This is a genomic window from Micromonospora sp. CNZ280 (genome assembly GCF_011759515.1).
Window position 1 is genome coordinate 2,470,104 of the sequence record NZ_JAAOYP010000001.1, and the last position, 23,637, is coordinate 2,493,740.

At 72.9% G+C, this 23,637-nt stretch carries 28 protein-coding genes; 12 read left to right on the plus strand and 16 right to left on the minus strand.

The features are described from left to right. Positions 1-16 precede the first annotated feature (16 nt). On the plus strand, positions 17-1,693 hold the full coding sequence (locus tag FHX32_RS11760) for an MDR family MFS transporter (protein WP_167180964.1): 1,677 nt from the start codon (positions 17-19) through the stop codon (positions 1,691-1,693). 38 nt (positions 1,694-1,731) lie between these two features. Here the strand turns inward: FHX32_RS11760 and FHX32_RS11765 are convergent, their stop codons facing one another. Further along, a complete protein-coding gene (locus FHX32_RS11765; protein WP_167180965.1) occupies positions 1,732-2,223 on the minus strand; it encodes an NUDIX hydrolase in 492 nt (163 codons plus the stop codon). A gap of 98 nt (positions 2,224-2,321) precedes the next feature. Here FHX32_RS11765 and FHX32_RS11770 point away from each other — a divergent pair, with 98 nt between their 5' ends. Then, positions 2,322-3,956, plus strand: coding sequence for a fatty acid--CoA ligase (locus FHX32_RS11770; RefSeq protein WP_208418651.1), 1,635 nt, complete (start codon positions 2,322-2,324; stop codon positions 3,954-3,956). 245 nt (positions 3,957-4,201) lie between these two features. Here the strand turns inward: FHX32_RS11770 and FHX32_RS11775 are convergent, their stop codons facing one another. The 3 genes from FHX32_RS11775 to FHX32_RS11785 all read right to left on the minus strand — a co-directional run bounded on the left by FHX32_RS11775 (position 4,202) and on the right by FHX32_RS11785 (position 6,282). Next, a complete protein-coding gene (locus FHX32_RS11775) occupies positions 4,202-5,212 on the minus strand; it encodes an NADPH:quinone reductase (RefSeq protein WP_167180967.1) in 1,011 nt (336 codons plus the stop codon). 129 nt (positions 5,213-5,341) lie between these two features. Beyond that, entirely contained in the window at positions 5,342-5,995 is a 654-nt protein-coding gene (locus FHX32_RS11780) for an HAD family hydrolase (RefSeq protein WP_167180968.1), read from the minus strand. 26 nt (positions 5,996-6,021) lie between these two features. Then, positions 6,022-6,282, minus strand: a complete 261-nt coding sequence (locus FHX32_RS11785; protein WP_167180969.1) for a YciI family protein — start codon at positions 6,280-6,282, stop codon at positions 6,022-6,024. Between the two features lie 50 nt (positions 6,283-6,332). Here FHX32_RS11785 and FHX32_RS11790 point away from each other — a divergent pair, with 50 nt between their 5' ends. Further along, a complete protein-coding gene (locus FHX32_RS11790; RefSeq protein WP_167180970.1) occupies positions 6,333-6,977 on the plus strand; it encodes a Crp/Fnr family transcriptional regulator in 645 nt (214 codons plus the stop codon). Here the strand turns inward: FHX32_RS11790 and FHX32_RS11795 are convergent. From FHX32_RS11795 to FHX32_RS11815, 5 genes are all read right to left on the minus strand, one after another. Then, positions 6,966-7,823 carry an SCO6745 family protein gene (locus FHX32_RS11795; protein WP_167180971.1) on the minus strand — a complete coding sequence of 286 codons (858 nt, stop codon included), beginning with the start codon at positions 7,821-7,823 and terminating at the stop codon, positions 6,966-6,968. The genes FHX32_RS11790 and FHX32_RS11795 overlap by 12 nt on opposite strands. A gap of 148 nt (positions 7,824-7,971) precedes the next feature. Then, positions 7,972-8,610, minus strand: a complete 639-nt coding sequence (locus FHX32_RS11800) for an FKBP-type peptidyl-prolyl cis-trans isomerase (protein WP_167180972.1) — start codon at positions 8,608-8,610, stop codon at positions 7,972-7,974. 165 nt (positions 8,611-8,775) lie between these two features. After that, positions 8,776-9,420 (minus strand): DUF4241 domain-containing protein, encoded by a 645-nt coding sequence (locus tag FHX32_RS11805; protein ID WP_167180974.1) that lies wholly within the window; start codon positions 9,418-9,420, stop codon positions 8,776-8,778. A gap of 61 nt (positions 9,421-9,481) precedes the next feature. Further along, positions 9,482-9,832 carry a thioredoxin gene (gene trxA / locus FHX32_RS11810; protein WP_167180976.1) on the minus strand — a complete coding sequence of 117 codons (351 nt, stop codon included), beginning with the start codon at positions 9,830-9,832 and terminating at the stop codon, positions 9,482-9,484. Beyond that, positions 9,802-10,194, minus strand: coding sequence for a MerR family transcriptional regulator (locus FHX32_RS11815; RefSeq protein ID WP_167180978.1), 393 nt, complete (start codon positions 10,192-10,194; stop codon positions 9,802-9,804). The genes trxA and FHX32_RS11815 overlap by 31 nt, the downstream gene beginning before the upstream one ends. Before the next feature lie 108 nt (positions 10,195-10,302). Here FHX32_RS11815 and FHX32_RS11820 point away from each other — a divergent pair, with 108 nt between their 5' ends. Continuing rightward, positions 10,303-10,695: a PPOX class F420-dependent oxidoreductase gene (locus tag FHX32_RS11820; protein ID WP_167180980.1), complete on the plus strand. Its 393-nt coding sequence runs from the start codon at positions 10,303-10,305 to the stop codon at positions 10,693-10,695. Between the two features lie 16 nt (positions 10,696-10,711). On the opposite strand, the gene ku is transcribed toward FHX32_RS11820, so the two are convergent. After that, positions 10,712-11,725, minus strand: coding sequence for a non-homologous end joining protein Ku (gene ku / locus FHX32_RS11825; RefSeq protein WP_167180982.1), 1,014 nt, complete (start codon positions 11,723-11,725; stop codon positions 10,712-10,714). An 85-nt stretch (positions 11,726-11,810) separates the two neighbouring features. Here ku and ligD (FHX32_RS11830) point away from each other — a divergent pair, with 85 nt between their 5' ends. The 3 genes from ligD (FHX32_RS11830) to FHX32_RS11840 all read left to right on the plus strand — a co-directional run bounded on the left by ligD (FHX32_RS11830) (position 11,811) and on the right by FHX32_RS11840 (position 14,749). After that, a complete protein-coding gene (gene ligD, locus FHX32_RS11830; RefSeq protein WP_167182603.1) occupies positions 11,811-12,752 on the plus strand; it encodes a non-homologous end-joining DNA ligase in 942 nt (313 codons plus the stop codon). Then, entirely contained in the window at positions 12,742-13,656 is a 915-nt protein-coding gene (gene ligD, locus FHX32_RS11835; RefSeq protein WP_167180984.1) for a non-homologous end-joining DNA ligase, read from the plus strand. Before ligD (FHX32_RS11830) ends, ligD (FHX32_RS11835) begins: the two co-directional genes overlap by 11 nt. Before the next feature lie 196 nt (positions 13,657-13,852). After that, positions 13,853-14,749, plus strand: coding sequence for a GNAT family N-acetyltransferase (locus FHX32_RS11840; RefSeq protein ID WP_167180986.1), 897 nt, complete (start codon positions 13,853-13,855; stop codon positions 14,747-14,749). 122 nt (positions 14,750-14,871) lie between these two features. Here FHX32_RS11840 and FHX32_RS11845 read toward each other — a convergent pair whose 3' ends face one another. Beyond that, the gene (locus FHX32_RS11845) at positions 14,872-16,029 is read right to left on the minus strand and encodes a hypothetical protein (protein WP_167180988.1); all 1,158 of its coding nucleotides are present in this window, start codon (positions 16,027-16,029) and stop codon (positions 14,872-14,874) included. Positions 16,030-16,206: 177 nt separating this feature from the next. After that, positions 16,207-17,403 (minus strand): YML083C domain-containing protein, encoded by a 1,197-nt coding sequence (locus FHX32_RS11850; RefSeq protein ID WP_167180990.1) that lies wholly within the window; start codon positions 17,401-17,403, stop codon positions 16,207-16,209. A 159-nt stretch (positions 17,404-17,562) separates the two neighbouring features. Here FHX32_RS11850 and FHX32_RS11855 point away from each other — a divergent pair, with 159 nt between their 5' ends. From FHX32_RS11855 to FHX32_RS11865, 3 genes are all read left to right on the plus strand, one after another. Further along, positions 17,563-18,081, plus strand: a complete 519-nt coding sequence (locus FHX32_RS11855) for a SigE family RNA polymerase sigma factor (protein WP_167180992.1) — start codon at positions 17,563-17,565, stop codon at positions 18,079-18,081. 6 nt (positions 18,082-18,087) lie between these two features. Then, entirely contained in the window at positions 18,088-18,978 is an 891-nt protein-coding gene (locus FHX32_RS11860; protein WP_167180994.1) for a hypothetical protein, read from the plus strand. A gap of 117 nt (positions 18,979-19,095) precedes the next feature. After that, entirely contained in the window at positions 19,096-19,851 is a 756-nt protein-coding gene (locus FHX32_RS11865) for a TIGR03089 family protein (protein ID WP_167180996.1), read from the plus strand. A 23-nt stretch (positions 19,852-19,874) separates the two neighbouring features. On the opposite strand, the gene FHX32_RS11870 is transcribed toward FHX32_RS11865, so the two are convergent. Continuing rightward, positions 19,875-20,096, minus strand: a complete 222-nt coding sequence (locus FHX32_RS11870; RefSeq protein WP_167180998.1) for a hypothetical protein — start codon at positions 20,094-20,096, stop codon at positions 19,875-19,877. Positions 20,097-20,456: 360 nt separating this feature from the next. Between FHX32_RS11870 and FHX32_RS11875 the strand changes: the two genes are divergently transcribed. Beyond that, complete coding sequence (locus FHX32_RS11875) at positions 20,457-21,416, plus strand: zinc metalloprotease (protein ID WP_167181000.1); 960 nt, start codon at positions 20,457-20,459, stop codon at positions 21,414-21,416. 91 nt (positions 21,417-21,507) lie between these two features. Here FHX32_RS11875 and FHX32_RS11880 read toward each other — a convergent pair whose 3' ends face one another. Both FHX32_RS11880 and FHX32_RS11885 read right to left on the minus strand, forming a co-directional pair. Then, positions 21,508-21,753 carry a hypothetical protein gene (locus FHX32_RS11880; RefSeq protein WP_167181002.1) on the minus strand — a complete coding sequence of 82 codons (246 nt, stop codon included), beginning with the start codon at positions 21,751-21,753 and terminating at the stop codon, positions 21,508-21,510. Then, positions 21,750-22,025 (minus strand): DivIVA domain-containing protein, encoded by a 276-nt coding sequence (locus tag FHX32_RS11885; RefSeq protein WP_486481098.1) that lies wholly within the window; start codon positions 22,023-22,025, stop codon positions 21,750-21,752. The genes FHX32_RS11880 and FHX32_RS11885 overlap by 4 nt, the downstream gene beginning before the upstream one ends. A 367-nt stretch (positions 22,026-22,392) precedes the next feature. Between FHX32_RS11885 and FHX32_RS11890 the strand changes: the two genes are divergently transcribed. Then, a complete protein-coding gene (locus FHX32_RS11890; RefSeq protein WP_486481012.1) occupies positions 22,393-22,620 on the plus strand; it encodes a winged helix-turn-helix domain-containing protein in 228 nt (75 codons plus the stop codon). A gap of 355 nt (positions 22,621-22,975) precedes the next feature. On the opposite strand, the gene FHX32_RS11895 is transcribed toward FHX32_RS11890, so the two are convergent. Continuing rightward, positions 22,976-23,524 (minus strand): hypothetical protein, encoded by a 549-nt coding sequence (locus tag FHX32_RS11895; RefSeq protein ID WP_167181005.1) that lies wholly within the window; start codon positions 23,522-23,524, stop codon positions 22,976-22,978. Between the last annotated feature and the right edge of the window lie 113 nt (positions 23,525-23,637).

A 23,637-nucleotide genomic window follows, 5' to 3' on the forward strand; every position in this document is an offset into this window, starting at 1 on the left:
TGGGAAAGGGGCGGGGATGACGACGGAGGAGCACGCCCCACCCGCGCTGAACAGTCGCCAGATCCGCCTGCTGATGCTCGGCCTGATGACCGGCATGCTGCTGGCCGCGCTCGACCAGACCATCGTCGGCACCGCGCTGCCGACCATCGTCGGTGAGCTGGGCGGGATCAACCACTACTCGTGGGTGGTGACCGCCTACCTGCTCGCGTCGACCGCGTCGACCCCGCTGTACGGGAAGATGGCCGACCTGTTCGGCCGCCGGCCGGTCTTCCTCTTCTCGATCGGCACGTTCCTGGTCGGCTCGCTGCTGGCCGGGCTGTCGCAGGACATGACCCAGCTGATCGTCACCCGCGGCATCCAGGGTCTCGGCGCCGGCGGTCTGATGACGCTGGCGTTCACCATCATCTCGGACGTGGTGCCGCCCCGGGAGCGGGGCCGCTACCAGGGCCTGTTCGGCGCGGTCTTCGGCATCTCCTCGGTGGCCGGTCCACTGGTCGGCGGCTACTTCGCCGAGACCGACTGGCGGTGGATCTTCTACATCAACGTGCCGCTGGCGATCCTGGCCATCCTGGTCTGCTCCCGGGTGATGCGGCTGGTCCCGTTCACCCGCCGCGAGCACGCCATCGACTGGCTCGGCGCGGGGCTGCTGGTCGCCGGGGTGAGCTGCCTGCTGCTCGCGCTGAGCTGGGGCGGCAACGAGTTCGCCTGGGGCTCCGGCGTGATCATCGGGCTCTTCGTGGCCGGCGCGGTGCTCGGTGTGCTCTTCGTGCTTCAGGAGGCCCGGGTCGCCGAGCCGATCCTGCCGCTGCGGCTGTTCCGCAGCCGGACCTTCGCCCTGGCCAACAGCGCCGGCTTCGTGCTCGGTCTGGTGATGTTCGGGTCGATCATCTTCATCCCGCTCTACCTGCAGATCGTCAAGGGCGCCTCGCCCACCCGCAGCGGCCTGCTGATGCTGCCGATGATGGCCGGCATCATCGTCACCTCGGTGCTCACCGGGCGGGCGATGAGCCGGATCGGCCGCTACAAGTGGTTCCCGGTGGCCGGCTCGGCCGTGCTGCTGGTCGGCATGCTGCTCTTCACCCAGCTGCAGGTGGGCACCTCGCTCTGGCTGGCCTTCGGCTACATGGTGGTGATCGGCATCGGCCTCGGTCTCTGCATGCAGTCGCTGATCCTGGCCGTGCAGAACGCCGTCTCGATGCGGGACCTGGGCGCCGGCACCTCCGCGGCGACCTTCTTCCGGTCGCTGGGCGGTGCGTTCGGGGTGGCCATCCTCGGTGCGGTGCTCTCCGCCCGGCTCACCTCCGGGCTGGCCGACCGGCTGCCCGCGGCGATCGCCCAGCTGCCACCGCCGGAGCAGGCCGCGGTCGCGGCGAGCGGCGGCGCGGACATCTCGGTGAACGACCCGGCCACCATCATGGCGCTGCCCGCCCCGGTACGCGCCGCGGTCCAGACGGCCTTCGTCGAGTCGCTGGACCGGGTCTTCCTGACCGCCGGGGTGATCGCCATCCTGGCCGTGCTGGTCACCCTGGCGCTACCGGACGACCGACTGCGCGGCGCTGGCCCGCAGGGCGCCACCGGCGGCACGGACGGCCTGGGCGGCGAGGCGCCCGCCCCCGGCGGCAAGCCGCTGACCAGGGAGTCCAAGGAGGAGGCCGCCGCCGAGATGGAGGCGAAGAGTCAGACCCTGCTCTGATCCGAACCGGGCGGGCCGGGCCCCTCAGGCTGCGCCGGTCACTTCAGGATCAGGCGGTTGGCCTGCTCGAAGACGTCGAGGTCGGCGAGGGTCTCCGGGACGCTGGCGGAGAGCGGGGCCGGGAGTTGGTCGCGGCGGAAGAACCCGGCGTCGATGGTCTCTTCGGTCACCCGGGCGAGCTGGCCGTCCCACTCCTCCACCCGGAACGCGGTGGTGAAGATCTGGTACGTGTGGCCGTACATGTTGGTGTGGGTGCGGTCCGGGCCGGTGTAGAGGGCGAACGCGCTGACTCGTAGCGCCCGCAGCCCGGTCTCCTCGCGCACCTCGCGTACCGCGCAGTCGGCGATCGACTCGCCCAGTTCCATCGCGCCGGCCGGCATCGCCCACTGGCCGTTGTCCGAGCGGCGGATCAGCAGCACCCGTCCGGCGTTGTCCCGCACCACGGCGCGGGCGCCGACGAACATCAGCGTCCGGTCGCCGGCCAGGGCGCGGAGCTGCCCGACGTACGAATCAGCCCAGGAGATGCTCACCCGGACAATTTACGGGGCCGGCCGTGGGCGGACGGGTTTTCCAGGGTTCCCAAGGTGTGACCGGCGACACTAGTTTGCTACCCATGCGTAGCACGATGATGGACGCCCCCCTCCAGGTCTCCCGGATCCTCGACCACGGCTCCACCGTGCACGGCACGGCCGAGGTGGTCACCTGGACCGGCGCCCAACCCCGCCGGATGACGTACGCCGAGGTCGGCCGGACCGCCGCCCGGCTCGCCCACGCGCTGCGCGACGAGTGCGGCGTGACCGGCGACGAGCGGGTCGGCACGTTCATGTGGAACAACAACGAGCACCTGGTCGCCTACTTCGCGGTGCCGAGCATGGGCGCGGTGCTGCACACCCTCAACATCCGGCTCTTCCCGGACCAGGTCGCCTACATCGCCAACCACGCCGAGGACCGGGTGGTGCTGGTCGACACCACGCTGATCCCGCTGCTGGCCCGGGTGATCGGCGAGCTGCGTACGGTGCGGCACGTGGTGGTCGTCGGCGGCGGCGACCCGGCCCCGCTGGTCGCCGCGGCCGGCGACCGGATCACCGTCCACCACTGGGACGAGTTGCTGGCCGGCCGGCCGGAGACGTACGACTGGCCCGAGGTCGACGAGCGGGACGCGGCGGCGCTCTGCTACACCTCCGGCACCACCGGCAACCCGAAGGGTGTGGCCTACTCGCACCGCTCGATCTACCTGCACTCGCTCCAGGTCTGCATGCCGGAGGGCTTCGGGCTCGGCCCGACCGATCGGGAACTGGCCATCGTGCCGATGTTCCACGCGATGTCCTGGGGACTGCCGTACGCGGCGTTCCTCTCCGGCGCGTCGCTGATCATGCCGGACCGGTTCCTCCAGGCCGCGCCGATCGCCGAGATGATCGCCGCCGAGCGGCCCACCCTGGCCGGTGCGGTGCCGACCATCTGGACCGACCTGCTGGCCTATCTGGACAGCCACGACGTGGACACCTCCTCGCTCAAGGAGGTCATCGTGGGCGGTTCGGCCTGCCCGCCGGCACTGATGCACGCGTTCGCCGACCGGCACGGCATCGAGGTCATCCACGCCTGGGGGATGACCGAGATGTCCCCGCTCGGCTCGGTCTCCCGGCCGCCCGCCGGGGCGACCGGCGACGAGGCCTGGCGCTACCGCTACACCCAGGGCCGCGTGCCGGCCGGCGTCGAGGCGCGGATCGTCGGCCCGCTGGGCGAGCCGCTGCCCGCCGACGGCACGTCCGTGGGTGAGCTGGAGGTCCGCGGGCCGTGGGTGACCGCCCGGTACGTCGGCGACGACACCCCGGAGGAGGAGAAGTTCCGCGACGGCTGGCTGCGTACCGGTGACGTCGGCACGCTCTCCGCCGACGGCTACATCACCCTGACCGACCGGGCCAAGGACGTGATCAAGTCCGGCGGCGAGTGGATCTCCTCGGTCGAGCTGGAGAACGCGCTGATGGCCCACCCGGCGGTGCTGGAGGCCTGCGTGGTGGGCGTACCCGACCAGCGCTGGGACGAGCGTCCGCTGGCCACCGTGGTGGTCCGCGAGGGGGCCAGCGTCACCGTCGAGGAGCTGCGCGACTTCCTCGGCCGGTCGGTGGCCCGCTGGCAGCTGCCGGAGCGCTGGGCCTTCGTCGACGCGGTGCCCAAGACCAGCGTCGGCAAGTTCGACAAGAAGGTGGTCCGGTCCCGTTACGCCGAGGGTGGGCTCGATGTCCGGGAACTGGCAACGCCGTAACGTTTTCTGGGGCACCGTCGCCTCTTGGGTAGGGACACACTCCTGAGAGACATCCCTCCCCAGGGGCGGCCCCGGCGTTCGCACCGCGCCGGGGCCGCCCGTTCCATGCGGGGCGACCCGCACCGCCATTGTTGCGAAACTTGTTCGCCTCTGTCCCGCGGAACGACGAAATCGGTTCGGATTCCCGCAGCTCAAGGGCATGTCGGCGGTGCTGTCGGGGCCCGCCGACCTCGCCGGACCGGCCGTCACTCGCTGGTGGTGATCAGCACCTTTCCCACCACCGAGTTCTCCACCGCCCGGTGGGCCGCCTGGGTCGCCGCGAGCGGATGGTGGTGCAGCGGCAGGCCGGCGTCCTCGCCGACCCGGATCCCGCCTTGGGCGGCCGCCGCGGCCACGTCCCGGACGGCCTGCGCCTTGGCCGCCTTCGGTTCGGTGTAGACCAGCACGAACTGCCAGCGCGCGTTCGGCACCATCAGCGGCCGGATCGGCAGGGTGACCTCGTCGCCGCCGTCGTCGGCGTACACGCAGACCGCGCTGCCCGCGCGCAGCAGCTGGACGTCGGTGGCGGCGTTGCGCGCGGCGGAGACCTCGACGATCGTGTGCACCCCGTCGGGAGCGATCTTGCGGACCTCCGCCACCACGTCCTGCTCCTTGTAGTTGATTACGAAGGAGGCGCCGGCCGCCGCCGCGAGCTGCGCCTTCTCGGCGCTGCTGACGGTGGCGATGACGCAGGCGTCGGCCCAGCGGGCGAGCTGGATGGCCGCGTTGCCGACCGCGCCGGCCCCGCCCTGCACCAGCACTGTGTGGTCGCTGAGCGCACCGGCGTGCAGCTTGTCCGGCATGTACTCGCCGGCGGTCAGACAGCGGTGCGCGGTGAGGAACGGGATGCCCAGGCAGGCGCCCAGGTCGAAGGAGGCGTCGCCGAGGCGTACCGCCTGCCGGACCGGCACCACCGTGTACTCGGCGGCGGTGCCCCAGGGCCGCTGCCAGGCAGCCTCCCAGAGCCAGACCCGCTCGCCGATCAGCTCCTGGTCGACCCCCTCGCCGACCGCCTCGACCACCCCGGCGCCGTCCTGCCCGGGGGTCTGCCAACCGGCCGGCAGCGGCCACTGCCGGCGGGCCTTCCAGTCCGTCGGGTTCACCCCGGAGACGGCGACCCGCACCAGCACCTCGCCCGGCCCCGGCTCCGGCACCGGACGGTCCACCAGTTGCAGCACCGAGACGTCGCCGGTGCGCTCGTACACGATCGCCTTCATCGCCGTCTCCTCACCTCCGACCGTCCGGCGGCCCGCTCGGCGCGCCGTCGGCTGCGGTACCCGACCGACCCGCGCTCATGCCCGCCGCCCCGCAAACCGTACAACCGGACAGTGCGGGGGAGGGACCGGTCAGCCGAGCCGGTCGACGGTCGCCGCGGTCAACTCATCGACCGAACCGAGCACCACGGCCGCCAGCCGGGCCGCGTCGTCGTCCAGCGGGTACGCGCCGTGCGGGATCGCCACCACGGCCATCCCGGCGGCGGCCGCCGAGCGCACCCCGTTCGAGGAGTCCTCCACCGCGACGCAGCGGGCCGGGTCGACGCCGAGCCGCCGCGCCACGGCCAGGTAGACGTCGGGCGCGGGCTTGCCCCGATCGGTCTCCTCGGTCGACAGGGTCGCCCGGAACGCGTCGGTCAGGCCGGTGGCGGCCAGCGCCGCCGCGATCAGCCGGGTCGGTGACGAACTGGCCAGGCCGAGCGGCCACCGCGCGGCCAGCCGGCGCACCACCTCCGGGGCGTCGTCGATGACCGGTACGCGGGCCGCGTACCGCCGGGTCATCTCCTCCACCACCTCGGTGGCGACCTGCTCGGGGCTGCGCCCGACGCCCAGCTCGGCGCTGAGGTAGCGGGACCACTCGCCGGTGCTCATCCCCATCAGCCGGCGCTGGGTGTCGGCCTGCCAGGTCCCGCCGTGCGCCGCCACGTACGCCCGCCGGACCTCCTCCCAGACCGGCTCGGAATCCACGATCACGCCGTCCAGGTCGAAGACCACCGCATCCACCACGAGCCCATCCTGCCCGACCGGCCGGCTCAGGTGAGGAACGGCGCCCACTCCCGCGCCCCGACCACCCGCACCCCGGGCGTCGAGTAGTACGGGTCCTGGGCGAGCAGCCGGTCCAGGGCCGGCCGGTCGGGCACGTCGAAGACGAGCACCGCGCCGGAGTCGTCGGCCAGCGGGCCGGACATCCGGACGATTCCCTCGGCGTGCAGGGCGGTCAACAACTGCCGGTGCGCCGGCCGGGCGGCGAGCCGCTCCGGCGCGTCGGTGAAGGCGAGTTCCACGATCCACATGTGGGGCACGATAGGGGCAGCCCGGCGCGGGCCGCTGTATCAAGGGATACATGACGGCGATCTCCGACATCCCGGCGTTGCGGCACGCCGACCCGGCGACCCTCCGCCAGCTCGTCCGGTCCAGCCGGCCGGTCCGCTTCCCGGCCGGTGCGGTGCTGCGCCGGGCCGGTGAGCCGTCCCCGTTCCTGCTGCTGCTGACCGGCACCGTGGTCAGCCGGCACGTCACCCCGGCCGGCGGCGAGGTGTGGCCGGCCCGGTGGACCGGCCCGACGATCGTGGACAAGCCGGCGCTGCTCGCCGACACCGTCCCGGCGACCGACCTGCTGGCCGTCGAGGCCGGCAGCGCGCGGCTGCTGCCCCGGGCGGACTTCCGGCTGCTGCTCGACCGGGAGGAGGGGGTCCGCTGCCACGTCCTGCGCCACCTGGCCCGCGACGCGCTGGCCGGCCGGGACCGGCTGGCCACGACCACCACCCAGCCCGCCCCGGTACGGGTGGCCGCGTTCCTGCTGGCGGCCGGCGACGCCGGCTGGCGCGGCTCCCAGGAGGAACTGGCGCGGGTACTCGGGCTGAGCCGGGTGACGGTCAACCGGGCGCTGCGCCGGCTCGCCCTGGCCGGGGCGGTGCGGGCGGGCCGGCGGGGCGTGGTGGTCACCGATCCGCGCCGGCTGGCCGACCTGGCCCGGTCAGGCCGGTAGTGCCGGGAGGCCGATCGGGCTGTCCGGCGGGATCACCGTGTGCCCGGCGCGGGCGATCGGGTCGAGCAACTCGCGCAGCCGGTCGGTGCGGTCAGGGCCGAGCAGCCGCCAGGGGCGGGACGCGGCGGCGTCGGTCGCGTCCTCGACGGCCTGGAATCCGGCTCGCCCGCGCTCGGTCGGCTCGCCGTCGGGGGTGAGCCAGCCGCGCTCGACCAGCCGGCCCCGGGCCGCCGCCCACTGCTCCTCCGACCAGCCCCGGCCGGTCAGGTGCTGCGGGGACAGGTCGACAGTCACCCGGAAGGCCAGCGTCTCGACCGGGTCGAGGTCGGCGGCGACCAGCGCGGCCACGTGCCCGTCGCCGCGGTGCTCGCGCAGCGTGGTGGCGGCCTGCCAGAGCCGGGCCAGCGGGTACTCGCCGGCGGGCAGGGCGGCGTTGGCCGCGCCGAGCACCCGGCCGGCGGGCTCCAGCGTGCCGGCCGCCGCCTCCAGCAGATCGGCGGCCTCGGCCAGGTGCGACTCGGGCAGCTCGTAGGTCAGTTCGGCGAGCGCCTGCACCGCGCCGGTGAGCCGGGCCCGCAGCGCCTCCGCCGGGGTGGCCAGCCGCCAGACGGCGGGCAGCGCCCGGGCCACCATGTGCGGGGCGAAGCTGAAGAAGGCGGCGACGACCGGGGCGGCGTCGGTCGGGCCGAGCGGAGCGGCCCGGCCGGCGAAGTAGCCCCGCCAGTAGCCGCGCAGCCCGACCGCCTCGTAGGCGGCGCGGGAGCGCGGGTGGAAGTAGGTGACCGCGTGCACCGGCTCGAAGTGCGTCCACATTTCTCGGGCGGTCCGCCCCGGGTCGTCCGTCACGGGCCCCTCCACGTCCGGTCCGTCGTCTCCCCGAGACGGCGTGGCCGCCCGGGGTGACGCTGAACCTACTGCCGGCCGGTGACGGCTCGGAAGCCCTGTGTGGGCAACTGCATCGATCTGCGGTGACAAGCCGGGCGTACCGGTCGGGTCACTGCGCGGCGAGCACGTCCACGACGAAGCGCAGCGGACCGGCCGGGCGGCCGCCGGAGGAGTCGTTGCCGTACGCCAGCTCGGCCGGGATGTCCAGCTGCACCCGGCTGCCCACGGTCACCCCGACCAGGCCCTGGTCCCAGCCCTTGATGACCTGGCCGACGCCGATCGCGAAGGTCGCCGGCTGGCCGGCCTCCCACGACGAGTCGAACTCCTTGCCGTCCTTGTAGAACACGCCCACGTAGTTCGTGGTGATGCTCTGGCCCGCCTGCACGGCCGGGCCGGTGCCCTTGATCAGCGGGGTCACGGTGAGCTTGGTCAGCTCGCCCTTGCCCGGGCTCACCGCCGGCTTGGTCTTCAGCGCCGGGTCGGCACCCTCCGGCAGCTGCGGGGCGGGCGGGGCGGCTGCGTCGGCCGGGGCGGAGGCCGACGGGGTGCCGGCCGCCGGCTGGGCCGGGTCGTCGTCACCACGGCCGACGATGACGAAGACCGTGATCAGCACCGCCACCACGGCGACACCGGCGAGGCCGCCGAGCCACGCCTGCCGGCGGCGCTTCGCCTCGGCCGCCTTCTGCGCCGCCAACTGGGCGGCCAGCCGCCGCTCCGACTTCGACCGGTTCTGCGTGCGCTCGCTCACTCGTCGACTCCCTGCTGCGAGGTGGTGGCCGGCATCGCTGCCGGGGGGAAAGCCGACGCACACGGTACCCGCCCGGACGCCCACCGTGCCGCATCCGGCCGGCCCGAACGGACGCCGGTGCCGAGCGGGCACGAACCGCCGCGGCCGGGCGGGTGGCAGCCCGGGTCAGTCCGGGTCGGGGACCACCATGAAGTCGATCACGAACGAGGTGATCCGGCCGTCCTCGGCCCGCCCGATCCAGGTGCCGTAGCAGCCGTCACCCCAGCCCGAGGAGACCGTCACCACGTTGGCGCCGGACACCTCGTCCAGCACCGCGGTGATCAACCCGGGCACCGGGGCCGCAGGCAGCTCGGCCGGGATGAACACGTCCTCGACCTGGTCGTAGTCCCACCCCGACAGCACCTCAAGGGCGGTCGGGTCGGCCAGCGTGGCCGTGCCGGCGTCCACGCCGAAGCCGAAGTAGCCGTCGTCGTCGAGGGTCGCGGCGTCCTGGTCGCCGACCAGCGCCAGCTCCCACCGGGCGGCCGGCTCGTCGTGCACCACCAGCTCCAGCGCGGCCACCCGCCGGTCCGCCTCGGCGCCGTCGCGCAGCACCACCGCCACCCAGGCCCGCGCCGGATAGCGGCCGGGCGGCACGGTGACGGTGAACGGCTCGGCCTCCGGGCAGACCAGCGGGTCGCAGCCGACCACCTGGCCGGTGGGGAGCACGACGTGGTCGACCGGGTGCGCCTCGATGACGTACGCGCCGTGCTCGTCGGCGTAGCGGGCGCCGGGGGTCAGCAGCCGGTGCAGGTCGGGGGCGTACGGCATGAGGGTCCTTCCGGGGGCGGTGTCGGCCGGCGGAGCGTAACCGGCCCGGCCGACACCCCGGTCAGGCGTCGTCGACGTGCCGGCCCAGCGCCGCCCGCAGGTGGTTCTTCGGCCGCGCCCCGACGATCGAACCGACCAGCTCACCCCGGTCGAACACCAGCAGGGTGGGCAGCGACATCACTCCGTACCGGCGGGTGGTCTCCGGGTTCTCGTCCGAGTTGATCGTGGTGATGTCGAGCCGGCCGGCGAACTCGACGGCCAGCTCCGCCAGACTGCGGGAGATGGCCCGGCACGGCGGGCACCAGTCGGCCCAGAAGTCGACCACCACCGGCCGGTCGGCGGCGAGTACGGCGGCGTCGAAGGTGGCGTCGGTGACCGTGGTCAGCGAGCCGCTCTGCGCAACCTCAGGCATGTTTCCTCCCGTTGGGCGATGGCGTGGGCGAGCTGGTCCCGCAGCTCCTGCCGGACCGTCCGCAGCCGGTCGATGCCGGCGTCGACCTCGGCCAGCTTGCGGCGCAGCACCGCCACCGAGTCGGGGCAGACGTGGCCGGAGCTGTTGCCGGCCCGCAGGCAGGCGACGAACGGCCGGATGTCGTCGAGCCCGAAGCCCACCGCGAGCAGCGACCGGATCTCCCGTACGACGGCCAGCTCGGCCTCGTCGTAGACCCGGTAGCCGTTCGCCGAGCGGCCTGGCCGGACCAGCCCGTGCGTCTCGTAGTAGCGCAGCGCGCGCGTGCTCGTGCCGGCGCGCTCAGCCAACTCGCCGATCAGCATCCGACCTCCCTCGCCGGTGGCGTCGCGGCCCACGCTAGACCTTGCCGCCGACGTCAAGGCAACGTCGGATGCCGGGTGGCCGGGCGGTTGCGCCGGTAGATTCCGACCATGGCGATCCTCACCGACGAAGACCTTGCCCTGCTCGCCGAGCCACAGCTGGCCCACGTCGCCACCGTCGAGGCCGACGGCTCCCCGCACGTGACCCCGGTCTGGGTGGACACCGACGGCCAGCACATCCTGTTCAACACGGCCAAGGGCCGGGTCAAGTACGAGAACATCCGGCGCAACCCGGAGGTCGCGGTCTCGGTGGCGGACAAGGCGAACGACTTCCGCACCCTGTGGGTGAAGGGCACCGCCGAGCTGGTCGAGGAGGGGGCCGACGAGCACATCGACCGGATGGCGCAGAAGTACCTCGGGCAGGACCGTTACCCGTTCCGGCGGGCCGGCGAGGAGCGGGTGATCGTCCGGATCACCCCGACGCACAAGCTCGGCCGGGGCTGACCCGGGCGGACCGGGGTCAGGCGGTCTTGCGGGCCGCCTTCTTCGGGGCGGCCTTCTTGGCCCCGGTCTTCTTCTCCGCCGCGGCGGCCTTCTTCGGCGCGGCCTTCTTCTCCGCCTTCTTGGGGGCCGCCTTCTTCTCGGCCGCCTTCCTGGCCGGCGCCTTGGCGGCCTTCTTCTCGGCCGCCTTCTTCGCCGAGCGGGCCGCCGAGATCGGGGTCGGCTCGGCGCCGCCGCCCCGGGCCGGCGCCTCGCCCCGGGCCGCCTTGGCCCGCTCCACCGACGCCTTGAGCGCGGCCATCAGGTCCACCGCCGCCGCCGGGGCCTCCTCGACCTCCTCCGGCTGGACCACCTCGCGGCCCTCCACCTTGGCGTCGATGACCTCCTGCAACGCCGCCCGGTAGTCGTCGGTGAACTCGTCCGGCTGGAAGTCCCCGGCCATCGAGTCGATCAGCGAACTGGCCATCGCCAGCTCCGGCGGCCGGACCTTGAGGTCCTCGTCCAGGAAGCCGAAGTCGGGCTTACGGATCTCGTCCGGCCAGAGCATGGTGTTGAGCAGCAGCACGCCCTCGCGGACCCGCAGCGTGGCGAGCTGTTCCCGCTGGCGCAGCGCCACCTTGACGATGGCCACCCGCTCGGAGTCGGTCAGCGCGTCGCGCAGCAGCACGTACGGCTTGGTGGCCGCGCCGTCCGGCTCCAGGAAGTACGCCTTGTTGTAGAGGATCGGGTCGACCTGCTCGGCCGGCACGAACTCCAGCACGTCGATCGCGTGCGAGGTGCTCAGCGGCAGCTCGGCGAAGTCCTCGTCGGTGAGGATCACCATCTCGCCGCCGCCGATGTCGTAGCCCTTGGCGATGTCGTCGTAGCTGACCTCTTCGCCGCAGACCTGGCAGGTGCGCTTGTAGCGGATCCGGCCGCCGTCGTCCCGGTGCACCTGGTGGAACCGGATGTCCTTCTCCTCGGTGGCCGAGTAGAGCTTCACCGCGATCGAGACCAGCCCGAACGAGACGGCACCCTTCCAGATGGCTCGCATCCCGTGCTCCTCTCCCCGGTACAGCCCAGGATCGCAAATGATCGAAGCGGGCGCGAGCGCTTCGGCCGGCAACTACAGTCATGAGGTGCCCGGCGCGCCGTTGAAGCCGATGCTCGCGATGACCGGGCAGCTCCCGGCGGGTGACGGCTGGGCGTACGAGTTCAAGTGGGACGGGGTGCGCGCCCTCGCCGACATCTCCGGCGGGCGCCAGCACCTGTACGCCCGCTCCGGCGTGGAGATCACCGTCGCGTACCCGGAGCTGGCCACCCTGCGTACCCAGGTGGACGACGCGCTGCTCGACGGCGAGGTGGTGCTGCTCGGCGAGACCGGCCAGCCCTCGTTCACCGCGCTCGCCGAGCGGATGCACGTCCGGGACCGGAACAAGGCCGCCCGGCTGGCGGCGGTCATGCCGGTGACGTACATGATCTTCGACCTGCTCCGGCTCGACGGCGAGGACCTGACCGGTTGGCCGTACGACCGCCGCCGGGAGGCGCTGGACGGCCTGATGCTGGGCGGCACCCGGTGGGCGGTGTCGCCGCTCTTCCTCGACGGCCCGGCCACCTACGAGGCCGCCGGCGAGCACGGCCTGGAGGGGGTGATGGCCAAGCGGGTCGACTCGGCCTACCGGCCGGGGGTGCGCTCGCCCGACTGGGTCAAGGTCAAGCTGGAGGTCACCGGCGACTTCGTGGTCGGCGGCTGGCGGCCGGGCGCCCGCAAGATCGGCGGGCTGCTGGTCGGGGTGCCCCGCCCGGACGGCCGGCTCACCTACCGGGGGCGGGTCGGCGGCGGCATCGGCGCCGCCCTGGAACGGGAACTGCTGCGCGAACTGGAGCCGCTGCGCACCGGCGCGTCGCCGTTCGCCGGCGACGTGCCGCGCGAGGATGCCCGGGGAGCGATCTGGGTAACACCCACGGTCGTGGTGGAGGTCAAGTACGGCCAGCGCACCCCGGACGGGCGGCTGCGGTTCCCCCGGGTGCTCCGGCTGCGACCGGACAAGCCCGCGGAGGAGGTCGACGATGCCGGCTGACCGGCTCCGGGTGGACGTCGAGGGCCGCCCATTGGAGCTGTCCAACCTGGACAAGGTGCTCTACCCGGCGGCCGGGTTCACCAAGGGCGAGGTGATCGACTACTACACCCGGATCGCCCCGGTGCTGCTGCCGCACCTGACCGACCGGGCGCTGACCCGGATCCGCTTCCCCAACGGGGTGGACGACAAGTCCTTCTTCGAGAAGAACAAGCCGGCCTCGACCCCCGACTGGGTACGGGTGGAGACGCTGCCCGCACCCGGGTCGACCAAGGGCCGGGAGACCATCGACTACGTGGTCGCCGACGACCTGCCCACCCTGGTCTGGCTGGCCAACCTGGCTGCGCTGGAGCTGCACACGCCGCAGTGGAAGATCGGCGAGCACCCGGACATGATGGTCGTCGACCTGGACCCGGGCGCGCCGGCCGCGTTGAAGCAGTGCTGCCAGGTGGCGCTGCTGATGCGCGACCGGCTGGCCGACGACGGTATCTCCTCCTACCCCAAGACGTCGGGGAAGAAGGGTATGCAGCTCTGCTGCCCGATCGCCGGCACCCAGGACTCCGACTTCGTCTCCGGTTACGCCAAGCGGATCGCCCAGGAGCTGGAGCGGGCGCACCCGAAGCTGATCGTGTCGAAGATGGCGAAGAACCTGCGGCCGGGGAAGGTCTTCATCGACTGGAGCCAGAACAACGCGGCGAAGACGACCGTCGCGCCGTACTCGCTGCGGGCCCAGGCGGTGCCGTCGGCGTCGACCCCGCTGACCTGGGACGAGGTCGCGGCCGGCGCGGCGGGCAAGCGGCCCGCCACCCGCCCCTACACGGCCGGCGAGGTGCTCCAGCGGGTGGAGAAGTCCGGCGACCTGCTCGCCCCGCTGCTCGACGGCGGCCCCGAACTCCCCGCCCCCTGATCCCGCTCTCCGTCCGTCCGTTCCTGGCGCGATCTTGGACAGTTTCCGTTAGCACGGAACGGAAACCGCTGCATGTCCGCGGTGCTCGGGGTCGTGGTCGGGTGAATCCGGTTGACGGGGTCGGCGGTCCCGGTGCCTACTGACCGCCGGACGCGCGGCGGAGGCAGCCGCGGGGCAGGGACGAGGAAGAACGACGGTGGATCGGATCGAGACGCTCAGCTGGCGCGAGTTCGGCGCGGACGACCTTCCGGCCCTGACCGGGCTGGCCGAGGCGTGTCTCGCCGCCGACGGAGGACTGCCGTTGTTCGCCCGGCCGCCGCTGCTGCGGGCCCGCCTGCTGCAGACCCGCACCCTCGCTGCCTGGCACGAGGACGGCCTGGTCGCCGCCGTCGGCGTCGGCGTCCCGGAGCGGCCGGGCGCCACCACGGACGCCTCCGGGCGGCCGGCCACCGCCACCGGGATCGTGCACCCGGACTGGCGGGGCAAGGGCCTCGGCGCCCGGCTGCTGGGCTGGGCGAACGACCAGGCCGGCGACGCCGACCTGGTGGTCACCACCGAGTCGTGGAGCCCGGGCGCGGACCGGCTCTTCACCGCCCACGGGCTGCGCGAGACCTTCGCCGAGTCGGTGCTGCGGCACGACCTGACGGCGATCCCGGCCGTCGCCCTGCCCGACGGGCTGCGCACCGAGCCGGTGACCCCGCAGATCGGGCCGGAACTCTTCGCGACCTACCACGCGTCGTTCGCGGACCGCCCCGGCTTCGCCGCGCCGACCGCCGAGGAGTGGCTCGGTGACCTGGCCGACGACGACGAGTACCGGCCGGACCTGTCGCTGCTGGCCCGCGACCCGGACGGGCAGCCGGTCGGCTTTGTCAACGTCATCGGCGTGTGGATCGACCAGGTCGGCGTGGTGCCGGCCTGGCGGAAGCGGCGGGTCGGGGCGTACCTGGTGGCCGCCGCGCTGCGGTCGCTCGCCGCCGACGGCGCCCGGGACGCCTGGCTCTGCGTCAACGACGACAACCCGGCCGGCGCGCTCTACCGCCGGCTGGGCTTCGCCGACGCCGGCCGCCGCGCCCGCTACCTGCTCCGTCGCTGACCGCTGCCACCGCTCAACCGCGCCCCGCCGGCCGGCGCGCGCTACCGCCGCTGCTGACCGGGGTCACCGCCCGCTACCGTCGCCGCTGACCGGGTCGCCGCCCGGCCGTGGCGGCGGCGCGCTCAGGCGAATGGCCAGGTGGTGTACGAGATCCGCGCGTTCAGGTTCGCCGGTACCCCGAGCCAGCCGTAGCAGTTGACCAGGACGACCGTGTCCGCGCCGGAGCGGAACCAGCTCGCCAGCACGCAGTGGCCACGGATCGGCTGGCTGTCGAAGTGCGGCGCGTGCGCGTTGACGAAGGCGGTGCCGTACGTCGTCCCGGTGCCCTGGAAGGTCATCTGGTAGCGCCCGGTGCCGAGCAGCGTGCCCCGCGCACCGCCGTAGTCGGCCAGCACCGAGTTGTACGAGTCGCCGCCGATCACCCCGCCGCTGGCGTTCTCGCCGTAGAGCGTGCCGCTGGCGAAGCGCGGGCCGGCCGAGTGGCCCAGCAGGTCGATGCGCACCCCGTAGGTGACCGTGAAGCGGGCGTCGACCGGGGTGCCCGCCGCGTTGGCGCAACGGACCTGCAAGTGGTCCGGCCAGGAGATCTGGCAGTTCACCGCGCTGGTGCCGAGGGCCGTGACGTGGGTCAGCGGGAAGTACGGGTGCCCGTACTCGCTGGGCGGGTGGGGGTTCATGTGGAACTGGTAGCGGCCGGTCGCCAGCCGCTCGTACCGGATCTCCCCGCCGGTCGAGTCGTACCGGTAGGTGGCGGGCAGCGTACGTACCCCGGTGGGCGCCGCCTGGTCGGTGACGAACCAGGCCAGCCGGCCCTGGTGGATCTGCTTGCGGTTGGTGAAGGTGGCCACGAACCGGCTGTCCACCGGCGCGCCGGTCGCCGCGAAGCAGCGCACCTGGATCAGCAGGTCGGGCGCGACCAGGCTGCGGTACCAGCCGGCGATCGTGCAGTGCACCGGCCCGCCGCCGTACGCCACCGCGTGTGCCACCCCGCCGGTGGTCGCCCCACCCTCCAGGGTCACCGTGTACGCCCCGGTGCCGGTCCGCCGCACGATCACGTCGCCCTCGGCGGAGTTGGCGCTGTAGCCGCCGGTGATCCGGTACTCGGCGGTGGTCGGCGAGTGCGCCCAGACGGTGGCGGTGACCGTCGGGTTGATCGGCAGCGGGTCCGCGGCGGCCGGTGCCACCCGGGCCGCCGAGCCGAGCAGCACCGCCGCCAGCACCACCGCCGCGCCGGTACGCCACCGCCGATGCGCCCCGCCTCGTTCCCGTGACCCCAGCATCCCGGACCTCCCACCAGAACCCGCCGGCGGGCCGGCCCGCCGGGTGCTGCCCGATTCTGGCAACCCTCGTCAATGGACGCTTCGCCCAGCACGGAGTCGATTCGTCGGCCAGCTACCGGCGGCGCCAGCCGACCTGTCGTCCGCTCCGCTCGCGACGGAGGCTGGTAGGCGGGAGCATCAGCCGGCGGGTGGAAGATCGGCGGAGGTGGGCCGGCGCAGCCGCCACCAGGCGCCGCTGACCACGGTGAGCATGACGACGCTGATCGCGACGTCGCCGACCAGGGCCGCCGTCGGCGTCGCCGGGGCGTAGGTCGGCACGGCGTACGCGAACCCGGCGGCGACGACCAGGCTGGCCGAGGCGGCGGCCAGCACGTGCCGCTGCCCCCAGCCGGCCCGGCCGGACCAGCGGGCGACCAGCCCACCGGCGACGGCGGCGACCGCGACCGCGACGGCGATCCCGGGCCAACCGGGCAAAAGGGCGAGGCCGAAATAGCCGATCATCCCCAGCAGGCCGACCAGCACCGGCCGCGGCGCCCACCCGCCGGCCGGCGCCACCGTGACCATCGGTCGGCCGGCTCGCTCCGCCGTGGTCGCGGGTGGGCCGGCTCGCTCCGGCGTGGCCGACGGAGCGTCGGTCGGCCCCGGCGGAGTGCCGGCCGGTTGCGGCGCGTGGACGGGCGTGAACGCCGGCGCGTCCTGGCCGGGCGGCTCGCTGGGGCGCGGGCGGTGGCGCCAGCGGGGCAGCAGGGCCGTGCCGATCAGCGCGAGGGCCAGCGCGGCGGCGAAGGCCAGCTGGACCGGGCTGGCCAGGAAGCCCTCGCTGCCGCGCACGTCGGAGAAGATCAGCGCGCTGCCGGCCAGGTAGAGCAGCGCGACCACGGCGAGGCCGGGTCGGCCCAGCCAGGGCCGCAGCCGCCGGCCCGCCCCGAGGTACGACTCGACCAGTGCGATCGGCGCGCAGATGCTCAACAGCACGTGGTTGCCCACGTAGTCGACCGCCTGCCGGGCACTGAAGCCGAGCCCCGGCACCCGGGTTGCCTCGGCGGCGGCCTGCGTGTCGGCGAACCCGGTGTCGTCCAGGAAATCGGGGTTGAACAGCGACTGGTCGACCAGGCCGGCCTGGACCACCCCGAACGCGGCGGCGAGCAGCACGATGGCCGGCCAGCCCGCGCCCAGGTGCCGGGCGGTCTCCCGGATCAGCAGCGCCGCCCCGCCGTACATCGGGGCGAGCACGAGCACCACCAGCAGGAACTCGTCGGCGGTGAAGCCGCCCCAGGAGCATTCGGCGGCCCAGGGCGCGAGCAGCAGCAGCGCGACGGCCGGCGGGAGCCGGCGGCGCAGGGGAAGGCGGTCGGGGCGGCGCTCGGCCGGCATCGGCACTCCTCGGCGGCGTTCCGGTGGGGTCATCCGCACCCTGCCCTGGCCAGCCGGACCGCCGATACGGCCACTGGACCGCCCGGGCGGTAACCAAAGTCGACGCACCGCGCCGAGAAGCGGTGACAACCATCCGTGGCACCGCCACGTGTTAGGGGCGTGACCGACCAACAAGAACCGCACTCCAGCGCGGACCGGTCGTACGTGGCGTTCGTCGAGGTGGCCTGGCAGCGACACATCCGGCTGGCCATGCTGCTGACCGGCGACCGGTGGCGGGCCGAGGAGCTGCTCCAGGACAGCCTGGTCAAGGTGTACGAGCGGTGGCGGCGGCTGTCCCGGCTCGACGACCCGCACGCCTACCTGCGCCGCGCCCTGGTCAACAACCACACGTCCGCCTGGCGGCGGCGTCGGCGGGAAAGCCTCGTCGGGGAGGTACCCGACCGGGCCGCCCCGTCCGGCGACATCGGCCCGGACGCCGTCGTCCTGCGCGGGGCGCTGATGTCGCTGACCGCGAAGCAGCGCGCGGTGGTGGTGCTCCGCCATTACGAGGACCTGACCGAGCGCGAGGTCGCCCGGGTGCTCGGCTGCTCGCCGGGCACGGTCAAGAGCCAGAACGCGCGGGCCCTGGACAAGCTTCGCCACCTTCTCGATGAACCCACCTACCAGGTAAGCAGGTGATCAGCCATGAACACGCTCGATGAGCGACTCGCCCACCAGCTGCACGACATGGTCGACGGCGAGCCGGACTCCGTACCCCCGGTGGGGGCGCTGCTCGATCGGGGCCGGCGGGCCCGGCGGCGCCGGACCACGACGATGGTCAGCGCGACCTGCGCGCTGCTGGCGCTGGGCATCGGCACGGCGGCGACCGTGGCGACGATGCCGGGGACGGACCGCCCGGCCGGCACCACCGCCCAGGAGGCGCCGCGACCGGCCCCGGCCTCGCCGGAGCTGAAGCTGGTCGCGGCGGTCAGCGCCAGCGAGAACATCAGCTACCGCATGCGGCTGACCTACACCGACGGCGGGCTGACGTACGAGGGCGCGTTCGACCCGAGGACCAGGACCGGGTACGTCCGTGCGCCGCAGGACGACTCGGTGATGGTGGAGTTGCTGATCAACGGCACCCGGTACGAGGGCGGGGAACGACCGCAGGGCAAGCTGCCGGCCGACAAGAGCGGCCCGGGTGAGACGTACGGCCGGTACGGCCAGTACCCCGGCAAGTACGACCGGCTGTCGCTGTACGACGACGGCAGTGGCGTGCTGGGTGCCGCGGCGCCCGACCCGGCGGGCCTTTTCCAGGCGTTGAAGGGCGCGAACGCGACGATCAGCGAGAACCCGGACGGCACGCTGCACTTCGAGTACGGCACGCAGTCCAAGGACGGGTCGACGAGCACGGCCGGCGACGTCACCATCGACGCCGACGGCCGGATCGCCAAGGTGGTGCTCAACAGCACCTGGCAGTCCACGGTGAAGGGCCGGCTGGACACCGGCACGTCCACCGCGACGCTCGAACTCTTCGACTACGGCGTCGAGGTGACGGTGAAGCGCCCGACCGACGTGGTCAAGGTCAAGGAGTAGGCCGGTACGGCGACGAGGTGCCCGCGGCCCGACGGTCGCGGGCACCTCGCGGCGCTCCGGGGGCGGGCGGACGGCCGGCGGTGGTTAGGGTGGGGCACCGGCAGGGAGGAGCGCCCGATGGCTGCCAGTACGCCCGTCACCGTCGCGCCCGACGGGCTGCGGACGACCGATGTTCCGCTGCTCAGCTGGTGTGACGAGGCGACCGGCGAGCGGGTCGACCTGACCGCGGCGCAGCTCGGCGACTGGGCGGCGCGCAGCGCGGGCCTGCTGCGGGACGGCTGCGGGCTGCGTCCCGGCGACCGGGTGGCGGTGCTGCTGCCGCCGCACTGGCGTACCGCCGCGGTGTTGCTCGGGGCGTGGGCGGCCGGGCTGGCGGTGTCGTTCCGGCCGCGGGCCACCGCCGGGCTGCCGGTGCTCGAGCCCGGCGGCGACCGGCCGTACGACGCGGTGTTCGTGACCCCGGAGCGGCTCGACGACTGGCTGGAGGACGTGCCGGACGGCACCCACCGCTACCTGGTCGGCACCGGGCCGGGCCGGCTGGCCGAGGTGCCGGTGGGCTGGCTCGACTGGTCGGCCGAGGTGCTCCGGCACACCGACGCCCCGCCCGACCACGCGGCCATCCGTGCGACGGACCCGGCCAGCCCGGACGGCACCAGCTACGACGAGTGGGGGCGGCTCGCCCTGACCCTGGCCGACCAGCTCGACCTGCGGGCCGGCGACCGGCTGCTGGTCGACGCGGCCGAGCACGAGCAGCCGGTGAAGTGGCTGCTCGCCCCGCTGAGCGTCGGCGCGTCGGTGGTGGTCTGCGCCAACCTCGACCCGGCCCGGCGGGCCGCCCGGATCGCCGCCGAGCAGGTCACCCGGGTGCTCTGAGGCCTTGGCTGGCGCCGCCGGCCTCAGCTCTCGCGGGTGCGTCCCCGGCGCCACTTGGCGGCGTACGGCAGGGCGAACAGGTACAGGCCGGTGAAGAGCAGCAGGGCGAGCGGGAGCAGCGGCACGTAGGACACCCAGACGATCGGGTCCTCCTGGGCCAGGGCGATGAACGTGACGATGACGGTCACCGTGAAGGTGATGGCCAGCCAGCGGTGGACCTGCCGGATCCACTTGTTCGCGTTCACTGCGACCTCCTCGGGCGGCTTGCTGAGCCAGGTCCCGGCGACCTGGCGGGTGGGATGTCCACGACGCTAGGTGCGGCTGGGCGAGCGGTCCTTCTCGATTCCTGACCGGTCCGGTCACCCGCTCGGCGGGGGCGGTCGTCCACCGCCAATGCACCCGCTCGCCGCTGGGCGCTGGAAGGTCGCGGAAGGTCCAATAGCGCTGCCCGGCTGCCTGCCGTTACACCGCTGTCGGACCCTGACCCGAGGTCTGTTGTCGACGCTCTTGACGTGGTCTTATACCGGGACGACGACGGCATCGACCTGGTCATGGCATACCCCGCGTCGATGTCGCACCGTCTCCATCCCCTGAAAGGTGCACCGATGCACAGGAGACCGATCTTCCGACTGGCAGTCCTCACCGCCACCGCCGCGACGTTGCTGGCTTCCGGTGGCGCCTACGGCGCGGTGTCCGCAGCGCCCGTGACCGTCCCCCCGGGTGTCGCGGAGTGTGAGCCGGGCGCCGACGCGCACAGCGTGGCCCGGGTCGCCGAGGGCGCCACCGCCCAGGAGCCGGAGCTGTACTCCAAGAACGAGGCGAACGCCTACGGCGTGATCAAGGATTCGCCGCGCCTGGCCAACGGCAGCGTCACCGTGCCGACGGTCTTCCACATGATCTCCGACCACCCGCTCACCGCGGCCGAGACGGCCCGGTGGAACACCATGATCGCGGACCAGATGGAGGTGCTCAACGACTCGTTCTCGGGCAGCACCGCGCCGGACGCCTCCGACACGCCGTTCCGGTTCGACCTGGTCGACACCACCTGGACGGTCAACGGCGACTGGTACACCGTGGTGCCGGGCAAGAACGAGCGGGACATGAAGAAGGCGCTGTACACCGGCGACGCCCGCACCCTGAACGTGTACGCGGCGAACATCGGCGGTGGCCTGCTCGGCTGGGCGTACTTCCCGAAGGGCTACAACAACGGCCGCGACTTCATCGACGGCGTGGTGATCCTCGACGAGTCGATGCCGGGCGGCACTGCCGGCAAGTACGCCCTCGGTGACACGCTGACCCACGAGGTCGGGCACTGGCTGATGCTGGAGCACACCTTCGCGCACGGCTGCTCCGCCTCCGGCGACTTCGTCGCGGACACGCCGCGCGAGGCGCACCCGCAGTTCAACTGCCCGGTGGGCGCGGACACCTGCACCGCTTCCGGGCTGGACCCGATCCACAACTTCATGGACTACACGCAGGACTCCTGCATGAACATGTTCACGCCGGGTCAGGCCGACCGGATGAGCGACGCCTGGGTCGCCTTCCGAGCCGGCGGCGGCAAGTAAGTCTCGGTTGGGGGTTGGCGGGCCGCACCGAGCGGCCCGCCAACCCCTTCCTCGTGCCCGGCTTGATCCGCTCCATGTCGACGTCGACTCCTCACCGGCGGGAGCAGGGCGCGGTGTGGTCGACCGGCAGGGTGCATCGCGCGCCGCTGGGCAGTGGCCGGTCGCAGAAGACCCAGTGGCGTACGCCCTGCTGGTCCTCGGCCGAGACGGTGACGCCGCCTGGCTCGACCCGGGCGGTGAGCCCGGCCAGCAGCCGCGCGGCGGACCGGGCGAAGATCCGGGCGCGGTGCAGGTCGGGCGCGGTGACCGGCAGGTGGATCACCCAGCGGTCGCTCATCGGTAGCGGTGGTTCGCCGACTGGGCGCTCTGCCAGGAGCGCAGGGCGTTCTTGATCCGTACGTTCTCCTCCTGCACCGCGGCCAGGGCGGTCTGCGCGACGGTGAGTTCGTCGGCCACCTGGTGCAGGAAGGCGCGGATCTCGACCGGGTCGAGGCCGCGCCGGCGGACATTGAAGCACCGCTCGCGGATCTGCCAGGGCCGCAGCGGCTGGCTGCGGTTGGCTTGTGCCGGTGGTCTGCTCTCCTCGCGTCGGCGTGTCAGCCGACGGATCAGGTTGCGCACGGGGGACTGCCCTTCGTCGGAACGGCATCGACGGTGGAGGGGCGGTCTCCGCCGGTTGCGGGCGGCGGAGACCGCCCCGCCCTGCCACCTCGGTGTGATGGTGCGGCGGCAGGGCCGGGGGAGCGCGGCGGGTGAGGTCTCGGCGGCGATGCGAGACCGGTACGAGAGGCGCCAACCGACCGCAGCGGCACCGCATCACCGAGAGCGACGCTACCGATACCTGTCACCTCTGTCAACGCTCTCTTACCTGTCGAACCTGGCTAGCGCGTCTGCTTGCTGCACCTCTTTCAGTTATTGCCGCTCTTTCACCTGGTGCTCGATACTGGGAGGGCCAACCGACTGCAAGGGGCTTCACGTGCCGATTCCGCCGACCATGGACGAGTTGATCAAGGATCTGCTGAGGCGGATCGAGGTGGGCGAGTTCCAGCCCGGGTCGCAGATTCCGTCCACTCAGGAGCTGTCCGATCACTATGACGTGTCGCTGTCGACCATCCATCGCGCGGTGGCGAAGCTGCGAGGGCAAGGCGTGCTTGTCGGCCGCCCGGGTCGCGGCGTCTTCGTCGCAGAGTCCACGCGGCGCTGACCCACGCGGCATAGGGCTTGCCGCAGTCCGCCTACATTTGCAAGGGGTCAGCTGCACGCAAGCCCCGCGACAGGACGCGACGGGCTGCCGCGCGGATAGCCGGCAGCGGATAGCCGGCGTAGTGGTTCAGAATTCCTGTACGCCCATCAAGGCGGCCCGCAACGGGCCGCACGCGCCGCCGCCTGGGCGCGCGCCGGCGGCTGCCGCTGTCGCTCTGCGGCCGTCACGCGGAGCAGCCAAACCGGCGAGCTTACGCGGACGACTGCGGACCGGGGGATACCCTGTGGGGCACGAGGACCAAGCGGCGGACCGGCATTGCGGGACCGAGTCGTAATGTTCGGGTCCAGCCGGTTACCTACCGGTCGCGCCGGCAGTAGTAGTCGTTGTACTTGGGCCAGAAACTGACCTCGACTCTGTAGTAGCCGGGCCGGCCAGCATCATCGGGAAAAACGCTCAACCATAGGCAACGATCCCGCAGCGTCTTCATGGCGAATACCAACCGTATGTCGGAGACGTCAGACCTCCACCCCGAGTCCCGGGCGACCGCCTCGTAGTGGCCTCGGATCTCCTCGTGCGACAGCCCACTGCGATACTCGACGGTCACCTCACCCGAGAGGCTGCTCTCACTGCCGCCACCATCGGCGCACGGCTGTTGCGCACTCGGCCCTTCAACCGGCGTCGCGCCTGTCGGCACCCGCTGAAACACCGCCTCACCACTGAGCTTCGCCGGCTCGTCCGGCGCGGTGATGCAGCCGGTGATGAACATGCGAGCCGAGTAGGCAGCCTCGGCCAAACGAGGCCACACCACGTAAATATCGACAGCGCAGACAACGAGCATGAGGGCGAGTCCGGCCCCAATCTTCGCCAACTGTGCTTGCCGCCGAGCCTGAGCCTCGCCGTTCACGACGCCCACCCTACGCAGCGAACGCGTTGAATTGATGCCCCGCTGTGAAGGTCTGGACCGAGGCAACCATTGACTCCTCACCGGGCCGCCAGCCGTTCCTTACCCCTCCGTCA